Annotated in this window: 15 protein-coding genes and 2 pseudogenes; 4 read left to right on the forward strand and 13 right to left on the reverse strand. The window is 51.6% G+C overall.

Annotated features, from left to right (window positions below; translation table 11 throughout):
• Positions 1 to 23: 23 nt before the first annotated feature.
• From ACO0LL_RS28925 to ACO0LL_RS28935, 3 genes and pseudogenes are all read right to left on the reverse strand, one after another.
• Positions 24 to 119, reverse strand: a pseudogene (locus ACO0LL_RS28925) (transposase); the annotation flags it as partial.
• A 23-nt stretch (positions 120 to 142) separates the two neighbouring features.
• Positions 143 to 1528 (reverse strand): alpha/beta hydrolase family protein, encoded by a 1386-nt coding sequence (locus ACO0LL_RS28930; protein ID WP_422954286.1) that lies wholly within the window; start codon positions 1526 to 1528, stop codon positions 143 to 145.
• A 125-nt stretch (positions 1529 to 1653) separates the two neighbouring features.
• Positions 1654 to 2418, reverse strand: coding sequence for a hypothetical protein (locus ACO0LL_RS28935; protein WP_422954287.1), 765 nt, complete (start codon positions 2416 to 2418; stop codon positions 1654 to 1656).
• A gap of 148 nt (positions 2419 to 2566) precedes the next feature.
• On the opposite strand from ACO0LL_RS28935, the gene ACO0LL_RS28940 reads away from it, so the two are divergent.
• A complete protein-coding gene (locus ACO0LL_RS28940; protein ID WP_422954288.1) occupies positions 2567 to 4525 on the forward strand; it encodes a trypsin-like peptidase domain-containing protein in 1959 nt (652 codons plus the stop codon).
• Between the two features lie 184 nt (positions 4526 to 4709).
• Here ACO0LL_RS28940 and ACO0LL_RS28945 read toward each other — a convergent pair whose 3' ends face one another.
• From ACO0LL_RS28945 to ACO0LL_RS28970, 6 genes are all read right to left on the reverse strand, one after another.
• Positions 4710 to 6869 carry a hypothetical protein gene (locus tag ACO0LL_RS28945; RefSeq protein WP_422954289.1) on the reverse strand — a complete coding sequence of 720 codons (2160 nt, stop codon included), beginning with the start codon at positions 6867 to 6869 and terminating at the stop codon, positions 4710 to 4712.
• Positions 6870 to 7075: 206 nt separating this feature from the next.
• The gene (locus ACO0LL_RS28950) at positions 7076 to 7561 is read right to left on the reverse strand and encodes a DUF4405 domain-containing protein (protein ID WP_422954290.1); all 486 of its coding nucleotides are present in this window, start codon (positions 7559 to 7561) and stop codon (positions 7076 to 7078) included.
• 26 nt (positions 7562 to 7587) lie between these two features.
• Positions 7588 to 8484, reverse strand: a complete 897-nt coding sequence (locus ACO0LL_RS28955; RefSeq protein ID WP_422954291.1) for an FAD:protein FMN transferase — start codon at positions 8482 to 8484, stop codon at positions 7588 to 7590.
• Positions 8481 to 9017 carry an FMN-binding protein gene (locus ACO0LL_RS28960; protein ID WP_422954292.1) on the reverse strand — a complete coding sequence of 179 codons (537 nt, stop codon included), beginning with the start codon at positions 9015 to 9017 and terminating at the stop codon, positions 8481 to 8483. The genes ACO0LL_RS28955 and ACO0LL_RS28960 overlap by 4 nt, the downstream gene beginning before the upstream one ends.
• A 59-nt stretch (positions 9018 to 9076) precedes the next feature.
• Positions 9077 to 10444, reverse strand: coding sequence for a hypothetical protein (locus ACO0LL_RS28965; RefSeq protein ID WP_422954293.1), 1368 nt, complete (start codon positions 10442 to 10444; stop codon positions 9077 to 9079).
• Positions 10445 to 10516: 72 nt separating this feature from the next.
• Positions 10517 to 11767 (reverse strand): cytochrome-c peroxidase, encoded by a 1251-nt coding sequence (locus ACO0LL_RS28970; RefSeq protein WP_422954294.1) that lies wholly within the window; start codon positions 11765 to 11767, stop codon positions 10517 to 10519.
• A gap of 359 nt (positions 11768 to 12126) precedes the next feature.
• Here ACO0LL_RS28970 and ACO0LL_RS28975 point away from each other — a divergent pair, with 359 nt between their 5' ends.
• Positions 12127 to 12870: an Abi-alpha family protein gene (locus ACO0LL_RS28975; protein ID WP_422954295.1), complete on the forward strand. Its 744-nt coding sequence runs from the start codon at positions 12127 to 12129 to the stop codon at positions 12868 to 12870.
• Positions 12871 to 12984: 114 nt separating this feature from the next.
• On the opposite strand, the gene ACO0LL_RS28980 is transcribed toward ACO0LL_RS28975, so the two are convergent.
• The 3 genes from ACO0LL_RS28980 to ACO0LL_RS28990 all read right to left on the reverse strand — a co-directional run bounded on the left by ACO0LL_RS28980 (position 12985) and on the right by ACO0LL_RS28990 (position 15290).
• Positions 12985 to 13791, reverse strand: a complete 807-nt coding sequence (locus ACO0LL_RS28980; RefSeq protein ID WP_422954296.1) for a HEPN domain-containing protein — start codon at positions 13789 to 13791, stop codon at positions 12985 to 12987.
• A 214-nt stretch (positions 13792 to 14005) separates the two neighbouring features.
• Entirely contained in the window at positions 14006 to 14515 is a 510-nt protein-coding gene (locus tag ACO0LL_RS28985) for a hypothetical protein (protein ID WP_422954297.1), read from the reverse strand.
• A gap of 64 nt (positions 14516 to 14579) precedes the next feature.
• Positions 14580 to 15290, reverse strand: coding sequence for a TetR/AcrR family transcriptional regulator (locus ACO0LL_RS28990; RefSeq protein WP_422954298.1), 711 nt, complete (start codon positions 15288 to 15290; stop codon positions 14580 to 14582).
• A 92-nt stretch (positions 15291 to 15382) separates the two neighbouring features.
• Between ACO0LL_RS28990 and ACO0LL_RS28995 the strand changes: the two genes are divergently transcribed.
• Both ACO0LL_RS28995 and ACO0LL_RS29000 read left to right on the forward strand, forming a co-directional pair.
• Entirely contained in the window at positions 15383 to 16252 is an 870-nt protein-coding gene (locus tag ACO0LL_RS28995) for an NAD(P)H-binding protein (protein WP_422954299.1), read from the forward strand.
• Between the two features lie 610 nt (positions 16253 to 16862).
• Entirely contained in the window at positions 16863 to 17045 is a 183-nt protein-coding gene (locus ACO0LL_RS29000) for a hypothetical protein (protein WP_422954300.1), read from the forward strand.
• Between the two features lie 92 nt (positions 17046 to 17137).
• Here the strand turns inward: ACO0LL_RS29000 and ACO0LL_RS29005 are convergent.
• A pseudogene (locus tag ACO0LL_RS29005) lies at positions 17138 to 17244 on the reverse strand (IS110 family transposase); the annotation flags it as partial.

The raw sequence follows: 17244 nt of genomic DNA on the forward strand, positions 1-17244 counted from the left end.
GGGTAATTTGTTCCAGCACCGGTTGTGACTTTGGAGACCAGAGTGGTTGACACATCGGCGTCATGCATTTCCTCGAAAGCATCGACGATTTCCCGGGTGCTTAAGCCTTTGGCATAGAGCACAGTATCTACACGGGTTAAATTTATTGTTGTAAGATCCAACCAGACATAGCGTCTAAGGCTATAGGCGACAAAGTTTCGTCGATTTTTCCGTATTCAGCGGATGAACCGGTGGTCGCGGTTTGGAACAGATGATTGAGTTTAGGCAATTCTTTGATCACGACGTTTTTGTTCGCTTTCATACTCACCCGAATTCCATCGAGATTCATTTTAGCGGGAACTTGTAGATCCAGTTCGCCATTCAAAACCAGTGTTGCTTGCGTCACTTTCGCCAAGGTCGGTGCAGGATCGTATTTGATAAATGTTCTATTCCAAGGTCTTTCCAATCTGCTTAAATGTTTTGCTCCTGCCCCCTTGGCCAGATCACCGTTTTTTTCCGCTTGGTCGAAATGCGCTTTCAATTGCTCGCTGATCGTCTTGTCGTCTGCGCCAGAATTGATAATGGCATAGGCCTCACGAAATACTTTCTGAGTTTTGTCGACTTCGGTTTGGCTCTCACCATTGGCAAGTCCAAGTAGTCGCCCCTGTTCCAGCAATAAGGCATCGGTGCGTACGCCAGGACCTGCCATTAACACGATAAATTTCAGTTTGGGATCGTTTGCTGCCAGCATGGGCGCAATCAGACCACCCTCGGAATGCCCTATCATTCCCAGTTTGTCCTGATTGATTTCAGAGCGGGTGCGCAGATAATCGACTGCTGCTTGGGCATCGTCGGCAAAGTCAAAGGTCGTAGCACTTTTGTAGTCGCCTTTCGATGCTGCGATGCCGCGTTTATCGTACCGCAGCACCGCGATCCCTTGTGTGCTTAAATGATCTGCCAATACCAGAAAAAGTTTATGGTCGAAAATGGTTTCATCTCTATCATTGGGACCTGATCCATGCACCAAAACGACTGCGGGAAATGGGCCTTTTCCTTGCGGTAGCGTCAATGTGCCAGCCAAACTTATCTTGGCTTTTGCATTTTGAAAACTCACATCTGTACTCGAATAGTTGCGCGGGCTTTTTGCTATTGCTTCTTCCTGTGGACGCTTTTTCACTTGTGCCGCCAAGGCTTTGGCGTCTAAACGCGTAAGCTTAAGTTTGGCTTGCTGTCCCTGTGTCCAAGTGCCGAGCCATGCTTTTTGTGTCTCGTCCCATTTCGCTTCGTAGTTGGAATTGTGCTTCGCAATGCTAAAACGGATGAAATTTTCACCGGCCTCTACTTTGTCAGCTTTGACGGTTTCGTTGCCATCGTCAGGACTGACGATAGCGACTTCGTATTGTCCAGCTTGTGTTTTAGTGAAGAAAATATTCAGACGAATCTGACCTTCTATTAAACCTGTCCAATCGCCCAAGGGGTCTTCCGCGAAAGCAGGCAGACTGACCGACGTGGCAAGCAGCGTGCTGCAAGTGATTAGAAATTTTTTCATCTAGTATTCTTTCTAAGAGGCTTTTGCGGGCGCGAAGTCAGGTCTGATATACATACATTTTCAGCCCGGCGGGCGATTGCGCTTTGCTAATCGTACCTACGTGCTCTACAAGCAATAGCGTAGTATCACCTGCAATCAGCAGGTTCCAGCATCACTTTCCAGGTTTCGCTGGAGAGGTCATTGAGTGAATGTGGTTGCGTTTTAAAGTTGTATTCTACCCTGGCCTTGGCTTTATAAAACGGCTGCATATTCCCTTTGCAATAGGACGCGATCATCTCTTTTTTGAATTTCTCTTTCTGACTGTCAGTCGCCTCAAACTTGAATGCTTCTGTGGCATACAAGCGGGCCACGCGGTCGACGTACTCTGCCCTGTCGATGCGAATACCGTTCTCCAGTGTCATCGGCAATTTTTGCTGCACCTTGTCAAATTGAGCTTTAATCTCTACATCATCGGATACTGTCTTGATGTCGCCCTTGCTCATCGTAAAGATGACCTTGACCGCAATGCCGAGTACCAGAAGCATGGAAAAAAAACGAAACATGGTGCAAACCTTCCCGGGGTAACGTGCCCGCGCATGCATCAATAACGGTGCACGGGCTTTTTGTTGTATGTGAATACAAACCTGCACGCATGGCCTTACAGGTGCACATGCGTAGATGGACGTATCAGTTTTATGGTTTTTTAATGCGAGTGTGTGAATGGCGACAGGGAGCAAAATTACTCGCAAGCAATATGCAAACCCATCGCGCAAAACAGGGCGCATTTTATCAATGATTGTTGGGCTGAGGGAGAAAATGTCCGGGCCTGGCGGGCGTTTTTTGCGGCGCTTGACAGATTTGCGAAGTGTATGGCTTGCCAGCCATGCACACTCGCCATCTTGTAAAGCCAAATTGCAAGGTACGGCATGGTGTGATGTGTGGGAATTGCTGAAATTACTGCGTTGGCAGTATTTCCAACAGCTTATAATTGCTTATCTTTTTGTTTGGCAAAAGGGGCTGTGTATGTCTTGGTATCGGTCTTGGAATAGGTCTTGGAATATGGCGCGGAATCTGATGAGTGGCGAGGCAACAGTGAAGATTTTTTATCTTGTACGTTATTTACCTTTTCTGTTCTTGTTCCCCATGGCGGGCTTTGCACAAACATCTACGGGAACTGGATTCTTCATTACCAACAATAGTTATATCGCGACCAATTTTCATGTAATACGCGGCGCGTCTGAGCTCCTGGTCAGAGATTTCAGGGGCAAGACACTGCCGGCGCAAATCATACGGAGTGATGTCGCCAATGACCTGGCCCTGCTTAAAATAGATGCGCAATCCGTGGGATTGCCTTTGAGCAGATCTTCTTCTGTCAGAAAAGGGGATGCGGTCTTTACGCTCGGTTTTCCAAACATACAATTGCAGGGGCTGGCGTCCAAATTGACAGAGGGCAGCATCAGCAGTCTTTCTGGAATACAGGATGAGCCGAATAATTTTCAAATCTCAGTCCCGGTGCAACCTGGCAATTCGGGCGGCCCGCTTATCAATCGCGACGGTGCCATCATCGGTGTCGTGGTGGCAAAATTAAGTGCAACTGCTGCACTGAAAACGGTATCGCAATTGCCAGAAGCGGTCAATTACGCAGTCAAGTCAAATTATCTGATGGAGTTGATTGAAACGGATATCAATGTCTCTGAGCAGATTCAACTGTCCAGCAAAAAAAGCAAAGTGCTGCCATTCAGTGACCTCGTTTCAAAAATCGAGCCATCTGTTGTCTTGATCATTGCCTCTGCTCCTGCTAAAAAACCCGCAGGCACAAATGAGCCCGCAACGCCCCCTGCACCAAAAGCGCCCACCCCAGACCCGAATGCGCTGGCAAAAAATGCCGCCGAAAAGGATGACCTCGGTGGCGCAGCAGAAAGAGCAGGACGTTTCGAAGAAGCTGTTCGCTATTACCGTGAAAGCGCCGAACTGGGAAACTCGAATGGACAAAACAATTTGGGGCGCATGTATTCGGCTGGCAAAGGTGGGCTCCCGAGAGATGAGGCAGAAGCAGTTCGCTGGTATCGTCTTGCCATCACTCGCGGAAATGCCTACGCACAAACCAATCTCGGCCAGTTATATGAACTTGGCAGAGGCGGGCTTGCCAAAGACGAGCGCGAGGCCGTCCGTTTATATCGCCTGGCTACTGACCAGGGCAATGCAATGGCACAGACTAGCCTGGGAGCCATGTATTCAAACGGCAGAGGAGGCTTGAACAAAGATGATACAGAGGCTGTGCGCCTGTATCGTCTGGCCGCCAATCAGGGATTTGGTTTAGCCGAAGCTAATCTGGGAGCCATGTACCAATCCGGGCGTGGAGGATTGCCCAAAGACGAGGTTGAAGCTGTCCGTTTATATCGTTTAGCTGCGAGTCTGGGGATAGGGACAGGTCAGGCCAATCTGGGTGTCATGTTTGAATTGGGGCTGGGGGGAGTTGCCAAGGACGAAGCAGAAGCCCTGCGTTTATATCGCCTGGCCGCTGACCGTGGCAATGCGCAGGCGCAGAATAACCTGGGTACCATGTATCACCATGGTCGCGGTGGCTTGAATAAAGATGCAGTTGAAGCTGTGCGCTGGTATCGCCTGGCAGCCAACCAGGGGTTCAGCATGGGCCAGGTAAATCTTGGCACCATGTACGCCAATGGACTAGGAGGCCTGCCCAAAGATGATGCAGAAGCCGTACGCTTGTATCGCTTGGCTGCAGATCAGGGCAATGCAACGGCACAGAACAATATGGGGGCCATGTACCAATCCGGACGTGGTGGCTTGTCCAAGGACGAGAGCGAAGCTGTGCGTTGGTATCGTTTGGCGATGAGCCAGGGGCAGGCCATGGGCCAGTTTAATCTTGGCCGCATGTATGAGTCAGGGCTGGGAGGCCTGACAAAAGATGAAAGCGAGGCTGTGCGCTTATATAAACTGGCTGCAGCTCAAAAGCAGGATTTGGCAATCAAGGCACTCAGCAGATTAGGAATGTGAACGTCATTTCGAACGGGCGCATTCGCTGAACGCATTTCATTCAAGGGCAAGACATGCATACTGATGCCAGACCTTGATTGACCGCACTGCAGGGCGCATTACAATGCGCCCTGCGAGACGGCTGTAGATACCGGCTGGAAGCGTAGCCGGTATCAGGTATCCGGCATTCTTCACATACTGAAAATCAAAAATTACGCGCGACCACTACACCCTGGTAAGTCGTGATGTACAGGGCATCATTGCTGAACACCACAGACTGCGGTTTTGACAATACGCCTGGCAAGGGGCCGGTGGTAAAGCCTTCCTGGCCGGCGGTGCCGATCAGGGTCGTGACCACGCCTGCCGGGGTGATTTTGCGTACGGTATGGTTGTCGGTATCAGCCACATATAAATTACCCTTGGTATCGATAGTCATGCCTTGCGGGCGGTTGAAACGGGCGGCGGTGCCTGTGCCATCGGCACTGCCAGGTTGATGTTCGACACCGGCAAAAATACTGCTGACGCCTGCGCTGGAAACCTTGAAGATCACATGGCTGCCACCGTCTGCCACATAGAGATTGCCACTGCTGTCCATCGCCATGCCATTGGATAGATAAGGCATTCCACGTCCCTCACCAAAAGGCTTGAAGCTGGCTGCCTGCGTCAGCGGGATGCTAGCATAGGTGCTGACCTGGCCAGCAGCCGTGACTTTGCGTATGGCCTGGTTGACCATGTCAGCCACCAGCATGTCGCCATTACCCATGTTGACGATACCATTTGGTGATTTGAATCTGGCTTCGCTGCCCTTGCCATCGACCAGGCCATACTTCTTCTCCACACCCGCCACTGCCGTGATCACGCCGGCGGGGTTGATCTGGCGGATGGTGCCTACGGTATCGGCGACATAAACATTGCTATTGACGTCTGTCGCCAGACCACCGATCTGATCAAAATTGGCAGCAAGACCCGCTATGGTGCTGACCACGCCTGCTGCTGTGACCTTGCGCACGATGTGTTTGCCAGACATATAATCATTGAGGTAAATATTGCCGTTGATGTCTGCGGCCAGATTGCCTGGTGCATAAAATCCGGCAGCTGTGCCTACGCCATCGAGGGCATACCTGACGTTAATGGCACCCGCCAGCGTCGTGACCACACCGGCTGCATTGATTTTGCGTACATTGAAATTGCCTGCATCTGCTACATACAGATTGCCCGCGCTGTCACCGACGATGGCCACAGGCTTGGCAAATCTGGCGGCTGCACCGGTACCATCGTCTATCCCCACTTGCCCGCTGCTACCGGCCACGGTGCTGACCATGCCTGCCTGTGTGATCTTGCGGATGACGCTATTGAAGCTGTCAGCCACATAGATATTGCCTGCCGTATCAACAGACACTGCACGCGGTGTATTGAAACGGGACACAGCGACTGTGCCATCGACGCTGCCGGTCTCACCGGCACGGCCAGCGACGGTAGTGACTGCGCCTGCCGGTGTCATCTTGCGTATGCTGTGGTTGTAGCTGTCTGCAATATAGACATTGCCTGCATTATCGATCGCCAGGCCAGACGGCCAGAAAAAACGGGCATTGCTACCCTGGCCATCATCTGCCGCACTGACCCCGGGTTTGCCTGCGATGGTCGTGACCATGCCTGCCGGTGTCAGCTTGCGTATGGTGTGCTCATCAGCGATATACAGGTTGCCTGCGCTGTCTATGGTCATGCCTGAGAGCATGGCAAAGCTGGCAGCGCTGCCCTGGCCATCTGCCATCGCGGCAGAACAAAGACTGCCAGCCAGCGTCGATGAGACGGCAGCGGGTGTCAGTTTACGTACCACGCAGGCGTAAGGGTCAAGTACATAAATATTGCCTGCGGCATCGCTTGCCATGTGCTGTGCCCTGAAGAATTTGACACTGCTGCCGCTACCTTCGGCATAACCAAATTCGCCCCCTGCAAAGCTCGTGACCACGCCTGCTGGCGTTATCTTGCGCACGCGCTTGTCGTCACCGACATAGATATTGCCGCTGGTATCGAGCGTGATGCCATTGAGGTCACTGAAGCGTGCGTTTGTCCCCGTGCCATCAACAGCACCAGGACCACCCGCATTACCGGCGAGCAGGGCAATACTGCCTGTGCCCGAGGTGCCTGTGGTGGTGCCTGTATTGGTGCCGGAGGTACCTGTCGTATTACCTGTGCTGCCGCCGGTCGTACCAGTAGAAGTGGCACCAGGAGCTGCACTGCCACCACCACCACAGGCCGTGAGTATGGCAGCGGTGATGAGACAGCTCAGGGAGGCGCGCAAAGGAATGCCGGAAATACCCGGAATACCGGAACGGAAGTAGCTGACAGCTTTGGATATGATCATGAGTGAATATGGTAAGTGAACAAGCAGACAAACTGGCCGGATGCGCTGCCTGCTCAGGCAGCGGCACAAGAATGCCAAATTGCAAACATGTTACCACATTTGAATGTATTTTCTTTAAGCAACTATATTGATTCATTCATTGCACGATCACGGCGGACTTTATCCGCTTTCAGCACATAATCAACACGTGGCCGCACATGCATCAACTAGGCCGACAGACGCCGCCCCAGACGGATATGCAGCCACAGCAGCAGCGGCAGGGCCAGGCCGACTATCCAGTGCGCGGCAGACCAGTAGGGACGCAGGGTTTCGCTGGCAAAGTAGTACAGCGCATAGCCTGTCAGTGCCAGCCACAGCAGCGTTGCCAGCATGCTCCAGCCGCTGTAACGGTTACGCAGTGCGCGGTGGGCGCGGCGCATGTGCTGGAACATCAGACCACCGGCCAGAAAACTCAAAGGGATGATGAGCGCACCATGGGCCTGCATGGCCCAGTGTTCCAGCGGATGGATGCTCTCGCCATATTCACCGGTCACCCGCAAAAAATAGCGTGCCAGCAGCCAGGCCAGGCCGCTGGCAAACAGGGCCGCGACCAGCGCATACAGCGAGTACTTGTGCCAGGCTTCCAGCTTGAATTGCTGAACAGCGGCGTTTGGCAGCGGACGACGGTGCAGGCTGTGTTTATGGGTGCGCATTAAAATTGAGAGGCAGTGAACCAGGTTCAGATTATAAAAGCTTCTGCCTCGTACAGGCGCAAACATGGGTGTTGTGCATCGCCGCTGGCGGCAACGACCTTGGTCAAGGCATCCGCCCACAGACAGTTGGGCGCGATGACGGTGTAGCTGCGTGCATCGACTATGCTCTGTCCTGTGGAAGGATGCAGCAAGGCACTGCGCATGCCACCGGCTACATCTTTGCGTGAAACGCATTTGCGTGAGACGCTTTTGCGTGAAACGCTTTTCTGTGAGAAATAACTGGCCGAGGTCGCCATCGCCTTATCCGTCAGTTGTACCTGCCCTGCCATGCGCTGCGGATCTTGCGGGTCACGGATATACACAGTCTGGGCCTGCCCCAGCACGCGCACATCACCACCGGCATTCACGCAGGCATGCTGCACGCCACAGGCTTGCAAGGCAGCGATGGCACAATCAACGGCATAGCCCTTGGCGATGCCACCGACATCGAGCCAGTCGTCCGCATGTTTATAGATTTGCGTGGCAGATGGCAGGCTGTACATCTCTCCTACCACCTCGTGCGCACCGACCGTCATTGTTGCGGGCGCAGGCAAAAAATCCCAGGCCACCAGTTGCCTGGCAACGCGCACATCGAACAGGCCATCAGAGTGCAAATAGACATCCCTGGCAGCAGCCAATACGGCGGCAGTGTGTGGATGGATATCGAGAACGCTACCGACAGTAGCGCGGTTATAACGGCTGATGTCACTGTCGGGCGAGTGAAAGCTCATGAGATTGTGGATGGCATGGATGGCAGCAAAACCAGCGTGGAAGGCAGCCTGTAGCTGACTATCATCAAGTACATGATCAACTGAGCCATCCACTGCATCAGCAATACTGATTTCCACCAGCGTACCCAGGGCGGGCTGGGCACGACGTTTCATTTTTTGAGGGTGACCTGGGCAATTGCAGTAATGCGCCGCACGCCATCGGTAACATGGGCGCAAGACAGGGTCGCGCCGCTGATGTTGGCAATGCCCTCACCTATTGCCAGGCCGCTGGCCGCAGTCTTGCCGACAAACTGCTTGCGCCAGTTGGCATTGCGTATCTCAAAACCGTGGCTTTCGCGGTAAGCCAGAATCTCTACCTGGCGCACACTGGCATCTGTCTGCAAGCCGACTGCATAAGAGATCAATTCAAACTTGCCGATGACATCATCAAACACCAAATGGCCGAGCAGTTTGTCGTCCTTATAGGCTGCAACAGCGCGCCAGTTCACCGAGCGGGCTGGCAGGCCAGAGAGTTTTTCTACCTGCTTCATCTGTGCCGCATCGAGTTGCAGCGACACAGGCTTGAAGCTGCTGGCTTCAGGAAAAATCGCCGCCTGCGCCTGCTCCACCGTCAGGTATTGCGTGGCAAAGGCGCTGCCGCTAACGCCAGCCACAGCGAGCAGGGAAAAGGGAACAAGCCGGTTCATCAATATATCTTCAAGAGTTCATTCATGTGCACATGATAATGCACATTGCAGAGTGCATCTTAGAATGAATAACCAGCACCAAGGTTGAAGCGGTCACGGCTGCTGTCCTGTTTGAACTTCTGGTAGTCAGCCTTCAGGACCACGCCTTCACCTATCTTGAAGCTGGTACCAAAGGTTATGACTTTTTCATCCGGGCTGGCATCTACACCCAGGCCCAGCGGGACAAAGGCATAAGACTTGGCCGTATTGAACTGCTCATAGCGCAGGAAAGGTGTCAGGCTGTAGTCTTCATTCTTCCACAACTGATACGCGCCCTGCACATACCAGCCTGCAAACGCAGACGGTACAGGATTAGGCTGGCCAACAAAGGTCAGGTTCAGGTCACCCGTATTGCTGATGGTGCCGCGTGCATACAGCGCTGTCAGGTCTAGCTTGCCAGGGTTGTAGCGGGCATGCAAATCCCACAGCGTGAGCCGAGCATCATTGGCCGCAAAGTCTGTCGTCGCATGGCCTATCTTGCCTGTGAATACCGAGCCACCGAGCAGCAGGCCAGGCACACCGCGCCAGTTAACGGCACCATGCACGCTCAGGTCACGCGATTTGGCAAACTGGCCTTCCTGGTGGATGGCACCGAGAGGTGATTCGCGGCCATCGCCAGAGCTGGCGTCCCACTTAGTGAGGTTAAAGCCTGTGGTCAAGCCCAGGTCCCAGCTCAGGCCATTGTCATGCGAGCCAGACAAACCCAGCCCCACTTCACGCCAGGTAGAAGGGATGATCGCAGTTTCTACAAAATTGCGGTGCACGCCATAGTAAGCTGTAGGCTCATGGCTGGTGTTCAAAAAGCCAGCAGGGATCAGGAACAGACCCGCTTTGGCGGACAAGCCAGGTTTGATTTCATGCTCGACATACAGTTGTTCAACTTCTGTTTCCCCATCATCGCCTTTGGAAGCAATTGCATGCTCCCATTCAAACTCGGCGACCATCTTGGTTTTTTCATTGAAGCGATGGGCGATACCGATCACGGCACGGCCTACATCCGTCTGCGCCTGGTTGCTGGCTTCACGCGGGCGGGTGTAATTGATTTCGCCATAGCTGCTGATGACGGTCTGCGCAGTCTGTGGCAATGCCCTGCCGCTATCTGTGCCTGAGGGTGACGCAGGAGATGTAGCCGACGCCAGCGGTGCAATCGCGCCCGGTGCCTGCGCCTTGGCCGCATTGCTGATCATCACCTCCTGCTTTTGTTCTACCACTTCTGTCTTCTTGCGTGTTGCGGCCAGCTCAGACTTGATGGCTTCGAGCTCCGCAGCGAGCTTTTCTATTTTTTGCAGCAGTTCGGCTTCACCTGCATGTACAGGTACAGCGAACAGGCCAGTGATCAGGGCTGCGATGGTGACTTTGGCAGCTTTGGTGAAGATATTTTTTTTCATGATGTCATTCCAGTTTTTCTAAATTCTTTAAATTTTTTAATTCTCTATTTTTTTTGATGAAGATTTTGTGGATCAAGGCTTGTAGCCATCGTTCAATGTGCCAAGGAACTTGACCACATCATCCACTTCATCCGAAGTCAAGGCAGCAGCCATGCCACGCTGGCGGTTATATGGCACTTCTGTGGTATTCACATTGGCGACATACAGCGCTGGCAAGTCATTGAACTTGACCGGGTTGCCATCTGCGCCATAAGGGAACCACTCTTCAGGATTGGTATCGCGGCGCACATAAAAATTCACCGCATCGCGCAGGCTCTTGAATTTGCCGTTGTGGAAAAACACTTTGCGCGTCGCCACATTGCGCAGCGTAGGCACCTTGAAAGCACCGCACAGCGCACTGCGCGTTGCCAGGTCAGTACGGTCAGGGCCGCACAGGCCAAGATCAAAGAAAGCGGGATCAGCATTGGCCGCAATATCCATATTGCGCGGCACACCGAGGTTATCGTAAGTAAAGTCAGTGAACAAAGGCGGCGCACCATTCGCCCCCTTGACACTCAGATGGCAGGCCGCGCAATTGCCCTTGATGGGATTATTGAACAGCGCAAGCCCACGCAACTCGGCGTCATTAAGTTTGGCGCGGCCAGCAAGAAACTGGTCATACTTAGAATCATAAGGATGAAAATCGTTATCCTCTTTTTGATACTGCTGCAGCGAGAACAAAATGCGTTCAAACGCCGTGTCGGCATTGTCAAACACCGTTGCGCCAAAGGCCGTCTTGAACTCATTCACATAGCTGGCTCTTTGCAACTTGGCGACCACATCGGCCCGGTCTTTATTGGCCATCTCATGCGCCGCCAGGAAAGGCGTCTCCGCCTGCTGCGCCAGGGTATTGGCCTTGCCATCACGGGTAAAACCTCCGGTAGGCGTGCCATCAGCTGCGAAGAAGAAAGCCGGGGTTTGCTCCAGGTAACGCAAAGACGGCACCGCCCGCGTACCCGGCACAACGAGGTCAGGCCCGCCTAGCTGCACCGCCAGATCATTCTTGGGCGCATGCGCATTGTCAGCATCATGGCAAGTCGCACAAGACATCTTGCCAGAAGCAGACAGGCTCACATCCTTGAATATCTTCTCCCCCACCCGCGCCGCCGCACTCATGCCCGCGTCCGGCACAGCCGCCGAGCCGCCCGATGCAGGGCTACCGCCGCCCCCACCACCACAGGCAGCCAGGCTCAACACCAATCCAGCAACTGCCACATGAGGTATTTTTTTGGAAAAAGAAAATACTGCGATAGTCCTTTTCAGGACACCTGAAGTGAATAACATCGTTAAATCCGTGAGTTTGTCCTGAGTGGACTGATAAATGCAAATGAGAATGATTGTGATTATATATTTGGCGTGGAGTTGCTGTAAAGGTAATTGTTGTTTTTATTGATATGGGTCAAGGGGGCAAAGCCGATACGCAGCCATGCAATAGTTGGAAGTGCTAAGACGCAATTCTCATATTTATGGGAATTATTTCATTCAGTCCGTTTATGCCAGTCACGGAAAGAGGCACTCTCATAACAGAAGCAGAGCAAGAGATTATTGAATTCATGCTCGATTACTTAAATGACATCATCAGCTAAAATGCAGAAAAACATTTATTGTGTTCAGAGTGTTCAACTCAGTATAAGGAGAAGGATATGTCGGATGAAAAAGCGCTGATCTCAGATCTATTTGGGGCAAAGCCAGTTTCTGAAGCAGTCGGTCATATAATGAAATCTGGATTCGATGGTGGCAAGGCATTTTTGAGTGCTATTTGCATGCCCGCTGCACAAGAGTTTGGATTACTCCTACAGGACAAAGTCAAAAACTTCCGGGCGAACAATGCTCAAAAAATGCTTGGAAAAGCTCAAATACTGTATCTACAGTTACCAAATCCCGATAGCAAACATGCTCCCCCAAGAATTGTTAAGGCGATCGTTGAAAACGGCTCTTGGACTGACGACGACGACATTCAATCTATGTGGGCCGGACTTCTTGCGACGTCATGTACAGAGTCTGGGCTAGATGATGAAAACCTTATATATGTAAATATGCTTGCTCAGCTTACGTCTGCACAGGTAAGACTCCTAAATTACATTTGTGAAAATGCAAGTACCATTATGTCTAATAGTGGTTTGTTGATAGCCAGGGAAAAACAAGTCGAACGCGACCAATTATTGAAAATAAGCGGATTAAACGATATCCACATTTTGGATTTTATGGTTGAAGGGCTACGATCATTGGGATTGATTTCTGTTGACAGTGGCATGAGTTTGGTGATGCCAGATTACAACTCTCTTGCCCCATCTATCATGGCATTGCATTTGTATGTCCGCTCAAAGGGCCATGCAGGAACAGCCATTAGCTACTTTAAGCCCGACGTCGGCAAATTGCCTTTTTAAGTGTCTTAATCAACGTCAATATCAAAAGGGACGTAATACTATTGGTGGAGCGTAATCGTACGCAACCGTGGCGCAAATATCGGGAACCCCTGAAGGAATAACTCAGACTCCCTTTTAGCTTGTCTTTCCGGACTGTCTGGCTGCGGCCGTCGCAGATTTTTTTGCATCTCGTTCTTCCTTAGCCTTCTCAGCGGCTTTCTGTATTGCGAACTGGCGCACGCCCTCTGCGATGGCCTTGGGGATGTAAACGTATTTGAGTACCTCATCAATGATCTCTGGATTTAGGAAGAACGGGGAGTTACCTGATTCCCAGCTCGGCCGCATCTTCACGCCCTTGCGTCGTGACGGACCGAAAAACAAATTGTTCCAGATCAGCGCTTCGCGGGCTGGGTGATCCTTTTTTTCTATGATTTTTTCAAGGACGCCTCCCGTAATACATGTTCCCTTTTCGAACTTCGTCTTCGCCAGATGAACGCGATCAAGCTCAAGCGAAAGCAAATTGACCGTTTTTCCGCTCGCGTCAACTATGTCGCAGTCTAGCGGCTGACAGTATCTTCTAAGTTCCCAAACTGCATGGTCGAATCGTACAAGGTCGAATGGCTCTATGATATATGAGACCTCGTAGTATCGATACTCTGCCCCATAGTCCTCGAGTTTCTTGATGAACTGGATGGTATTGGCACTAAGATCGATTGCGAACTTGCCCTGCCGCTTCATCTTCTCAATGCCGGGAAGCACGCTGTGCCCCCTGTGAGCCTCCACTCGATTGAGTAGAAGAACGCATTTGACGTACTTCTCCAGGCAGTGCAGCGCTGACCAAAGAAACGGCTGAATCAAGTTCGCTCGGTAAGCCATTCTGGCAGCGATATAGTCTTTATCTGCCGTTTCACGAAAGCTTCTAATCGCGAAATCGTTGATCAAGATGTGCATAGGAAAAGGCATTATTATCCTTAATAGTAGCAGGCATTAATTGTATCGGCGAGTACAAGTGCATCAGAGCTGGCACTAAGAAAATTGCCATTAAACGTATGCTGAACTTACACAAGTTATGATGGTCAAATATACTAGTGGCTTCTCATCATTTAGGTATAACTTGTGCACGATTAAACGAAGCTATAGTATCTATAAAGTCTGCCTAATTAGCATTTTCGTCTGGATACAGCCAATCAATTATTTGCATGCGAAATTTTTCGAGATCTATTGCCGCCGCTTCTAATTTGACGATATCGGCATCAAATGCATCGGGAAGCAATTCTTCTTCATCTTCTATCCGTTCACCTTTGCTGCCGCTTAAATGCGAGTTTTTGCGCAATAAGCCATTGGCTCCGTTTACATCTATCCACGAGTTGTAACTTGAATGAACTAACTCATTGCGGCGTTGGCCCAATTTAGAAAGCCGCGTTATTAAAGAGTGAAAATTTTTTTTTATATTAGTATCTTGGATGTGCCGAATATCAAGAAAGTATGAGAACAGTACATCGGTTGTGCTTAGTCTTTTACTATACTCCAAGTCATTGGCGACTATTCGAATGACACTATCGTTGCTTTGGGAGAGTAATACGATCAAATTATTCACAGCATGCTCAAGCTGTTGAAATCGGACGACAAACTTGCCTAATTGATGAAAAACGGTTGGCTTATCCATAAACATCTTCTCCATGTAAAAATAACGACCTTCGTTTAAATTCTTTAGTAAGCTGAAATTACATCTAATATTTTTTCCCCTCCCGTCCCTCACTAACCCTCAACAACAACTCATCCATCAATCCCTTTTCACCTGCACTAAGCACAGCAATATCTTTGAGCCCGGCCCGCAGCGCACTTGCGGCAGTGCCCGAGCTGTTGTCTGTTACCTCAACTTCCGATGTCGTGATGGCTGCCAGCATGACGTCCCTGGTTTCTTGTGACAGATTTGGATAGCTGCCCTCCCCTCCCGCTAACAGGCTCATCACCGTGCCTGAGCAGGCGGCGTGCAGCATTGCGGTGGCTCTTTCTTCGCTGCCGCGCAGTCGCCCTGCCAGGGCTATCGCATGGATGCGCTGTCTTAATGCATTGAGGCCAGCGGCGGCGGCCGGGGATTGCAGCTTGCTGCTCATGATGCGGAAAATTGCGGGGTTGGCGAGGCCGAATTCGACGTGCCTGTCCCAGCCGTGGCGCAGGGCTTCGACAGGGTCGGCCTGTGTTTTTTCTTTGCTTTTTGCCACCACATATCTGGCTAGCTCATACTCGGCAACGGCGTCCAGCAAGGCGTCTTTATCGCCAATCAGGCGGTAAATAGTAGGGGGCTGCATAGATGCTGCGGTGGCTACTGCCCGCGTGGTTGCGGCTTCTGCGCCCTGGCTGCGGATGATCTGCGCGGCGGCTTCGAGTATCCGTTCTCTGGCGGCGTCGCCATCTGGCGTGCGCTCTTCTTTTGTCATACAGATGCTCCATCAATTTAAATTTATCGCTTGCACCAGAATATTATCAATGATAACGTAAACTTGTTAACATTGGAAATTAAGGATTTATCATGATCATTATCACTGGTGCCACAGGAAATTTGGGCAATTTTATCGTGCAAAAACTATTGGAGCGTATTCCGGCAGAGCGCATTGGTGTCAGCGTGCGCGATACCAACAAGGCTAGCGCGCTGACCGAGCGTGGTGTGCGGGTGCGCCAGGGCGACTTCAGCCAGCCAGAAACACTACGGCACGCCTTTGCAGGCGCCACACAAGTACTGCTGGTTTCTTCGGGCGCGCAGGCACATGGAGCTGACCCGCTGGTGCTGCATCAGGCAGCGATCAACGCCGCCAAAGCAGCAGGTGCCCGTCGCATCGTATATACCTCACACATGGCGACCAACCCTTTGTCGGCATTTGAACCCATGCACACACATGTAGCCACCGAACAAATGCTGAAAGAAAGTGGCGTGCAGTGGACAGCCTTGCGCAATGGCTTTTACGCATCGTGGGCGGTGCAGCAAGTGGTCAATGCTATACAGTCTGGCGTGCTTGAAGCGCCCGCGGATGGCAAGGTATCCTGGGCCAGCCATGCTGATCTGGCAGAGGCGGCAGCAGTCATCCTGGCAGATGAAGGTAGCTTTAACGGACCTACTCCGCCGCTGGTAGGGAATGAGGCCATGGATTTTGCTGACCTCGCCGCTATCGCCAGTGCATTGGGTAAACCCGTGCGCCGCGAACTGGTTTCGGCCACGGCAATGGCTGCTGTAATGACAGCTCGCGGCTTGCCGCCAGCGGTGGTGCGCATTGCCAGCAGTTTTTATACGGCCAGCAACAAGGGCGAGTTTGCTTCGACAGATACCACACTGGAGCGTCTGCTAGGCCGCAAGCCGCAAAGCATGCGGTCACTGATTGCGGCAAAGCTACAGCTGCCGCAGTAAGTTTTGCGTTGTGCTTGTAGCTTGTCTCTTTGACTTGACGCGAGGATGCGAGGGAAGCAGTTAACACTTCCCTTGCTTGCCCATCTCCTGAGGCAAGCCCGTCCCGCTGCCACGGAGAACATGCAGCGTCAAAATACCAGATTAAAAAATCATCTGAAAACGGTGAGATTCGAACTCACGGCCCCGACAGCGACTGCTGTATCTAGTCAGCGTTTGCCAACTGCTGAGACTGAAAATTCCAATACTTCAATGATACATTTTCCAAGGCATGACATGTTATTGGGACGGTTCAATGTTACATTTGCGATTACGCATTAGTACGGTGGTGACACAGCATTTGAATTTGGATAACTGAATCTGGAAAATTAGCTTATGGCGCGTCCCCGTTGAACTATCGCTTACAGATGACAAATATTGGAAAAAAATAGGAGAAATATCATTAATCCCGGTGGACCTGACGAAGAAACGTGGAAGAAAATGAGCGTGATGGAAAAGAGAGTATATTTTGCAGGCGTCATTGCAGTGATATTGTTTACAGTCGGCGCATTTGTCTGCGGTAGATTAGGCTGGCTTTGACGGGCCGACTCCACCGCTGATGGGGAATGAAGCCATGAATTTTGCTGACCTCGCCGCTATCGTTAGCGAGCTGGGTAACCCCGTGCGCCGCGAACTGGTCTCTGCCACGACAATGGCTGCCGTGATGACAGCACGCGGCTTGCCACCAGCGGTGGTGCGCATAGCCAACAGTTTTTATACCGCCAGCAACAAGGGTGAGTTTGCTTCAGGGACGTAGGTACGATTAGCGCAAGCGTAATCGTACGCATGTCAGCTTTTGCTAGCTATTGGAATTGAAAAATACTAGGGACGTAGATACTGTTATTCCAGTCAAGCTAAATGCAAGCTAGCATCGAATGGCTTTCCGGACTTCAACACCCCCAAAGCGACATGTATCAACTTTCTCATCATAGCGCCAATAATGAGCTTGGCAGGTT

The organism is Undibacterium sp. TC4M20W, assembly GCF_049340245.1.
GTDB lineage: Bacteria > Pseudomonadota > Gammaproteobacteria > Burkholderiales > Burkholderiaceae_D > Undibacterium.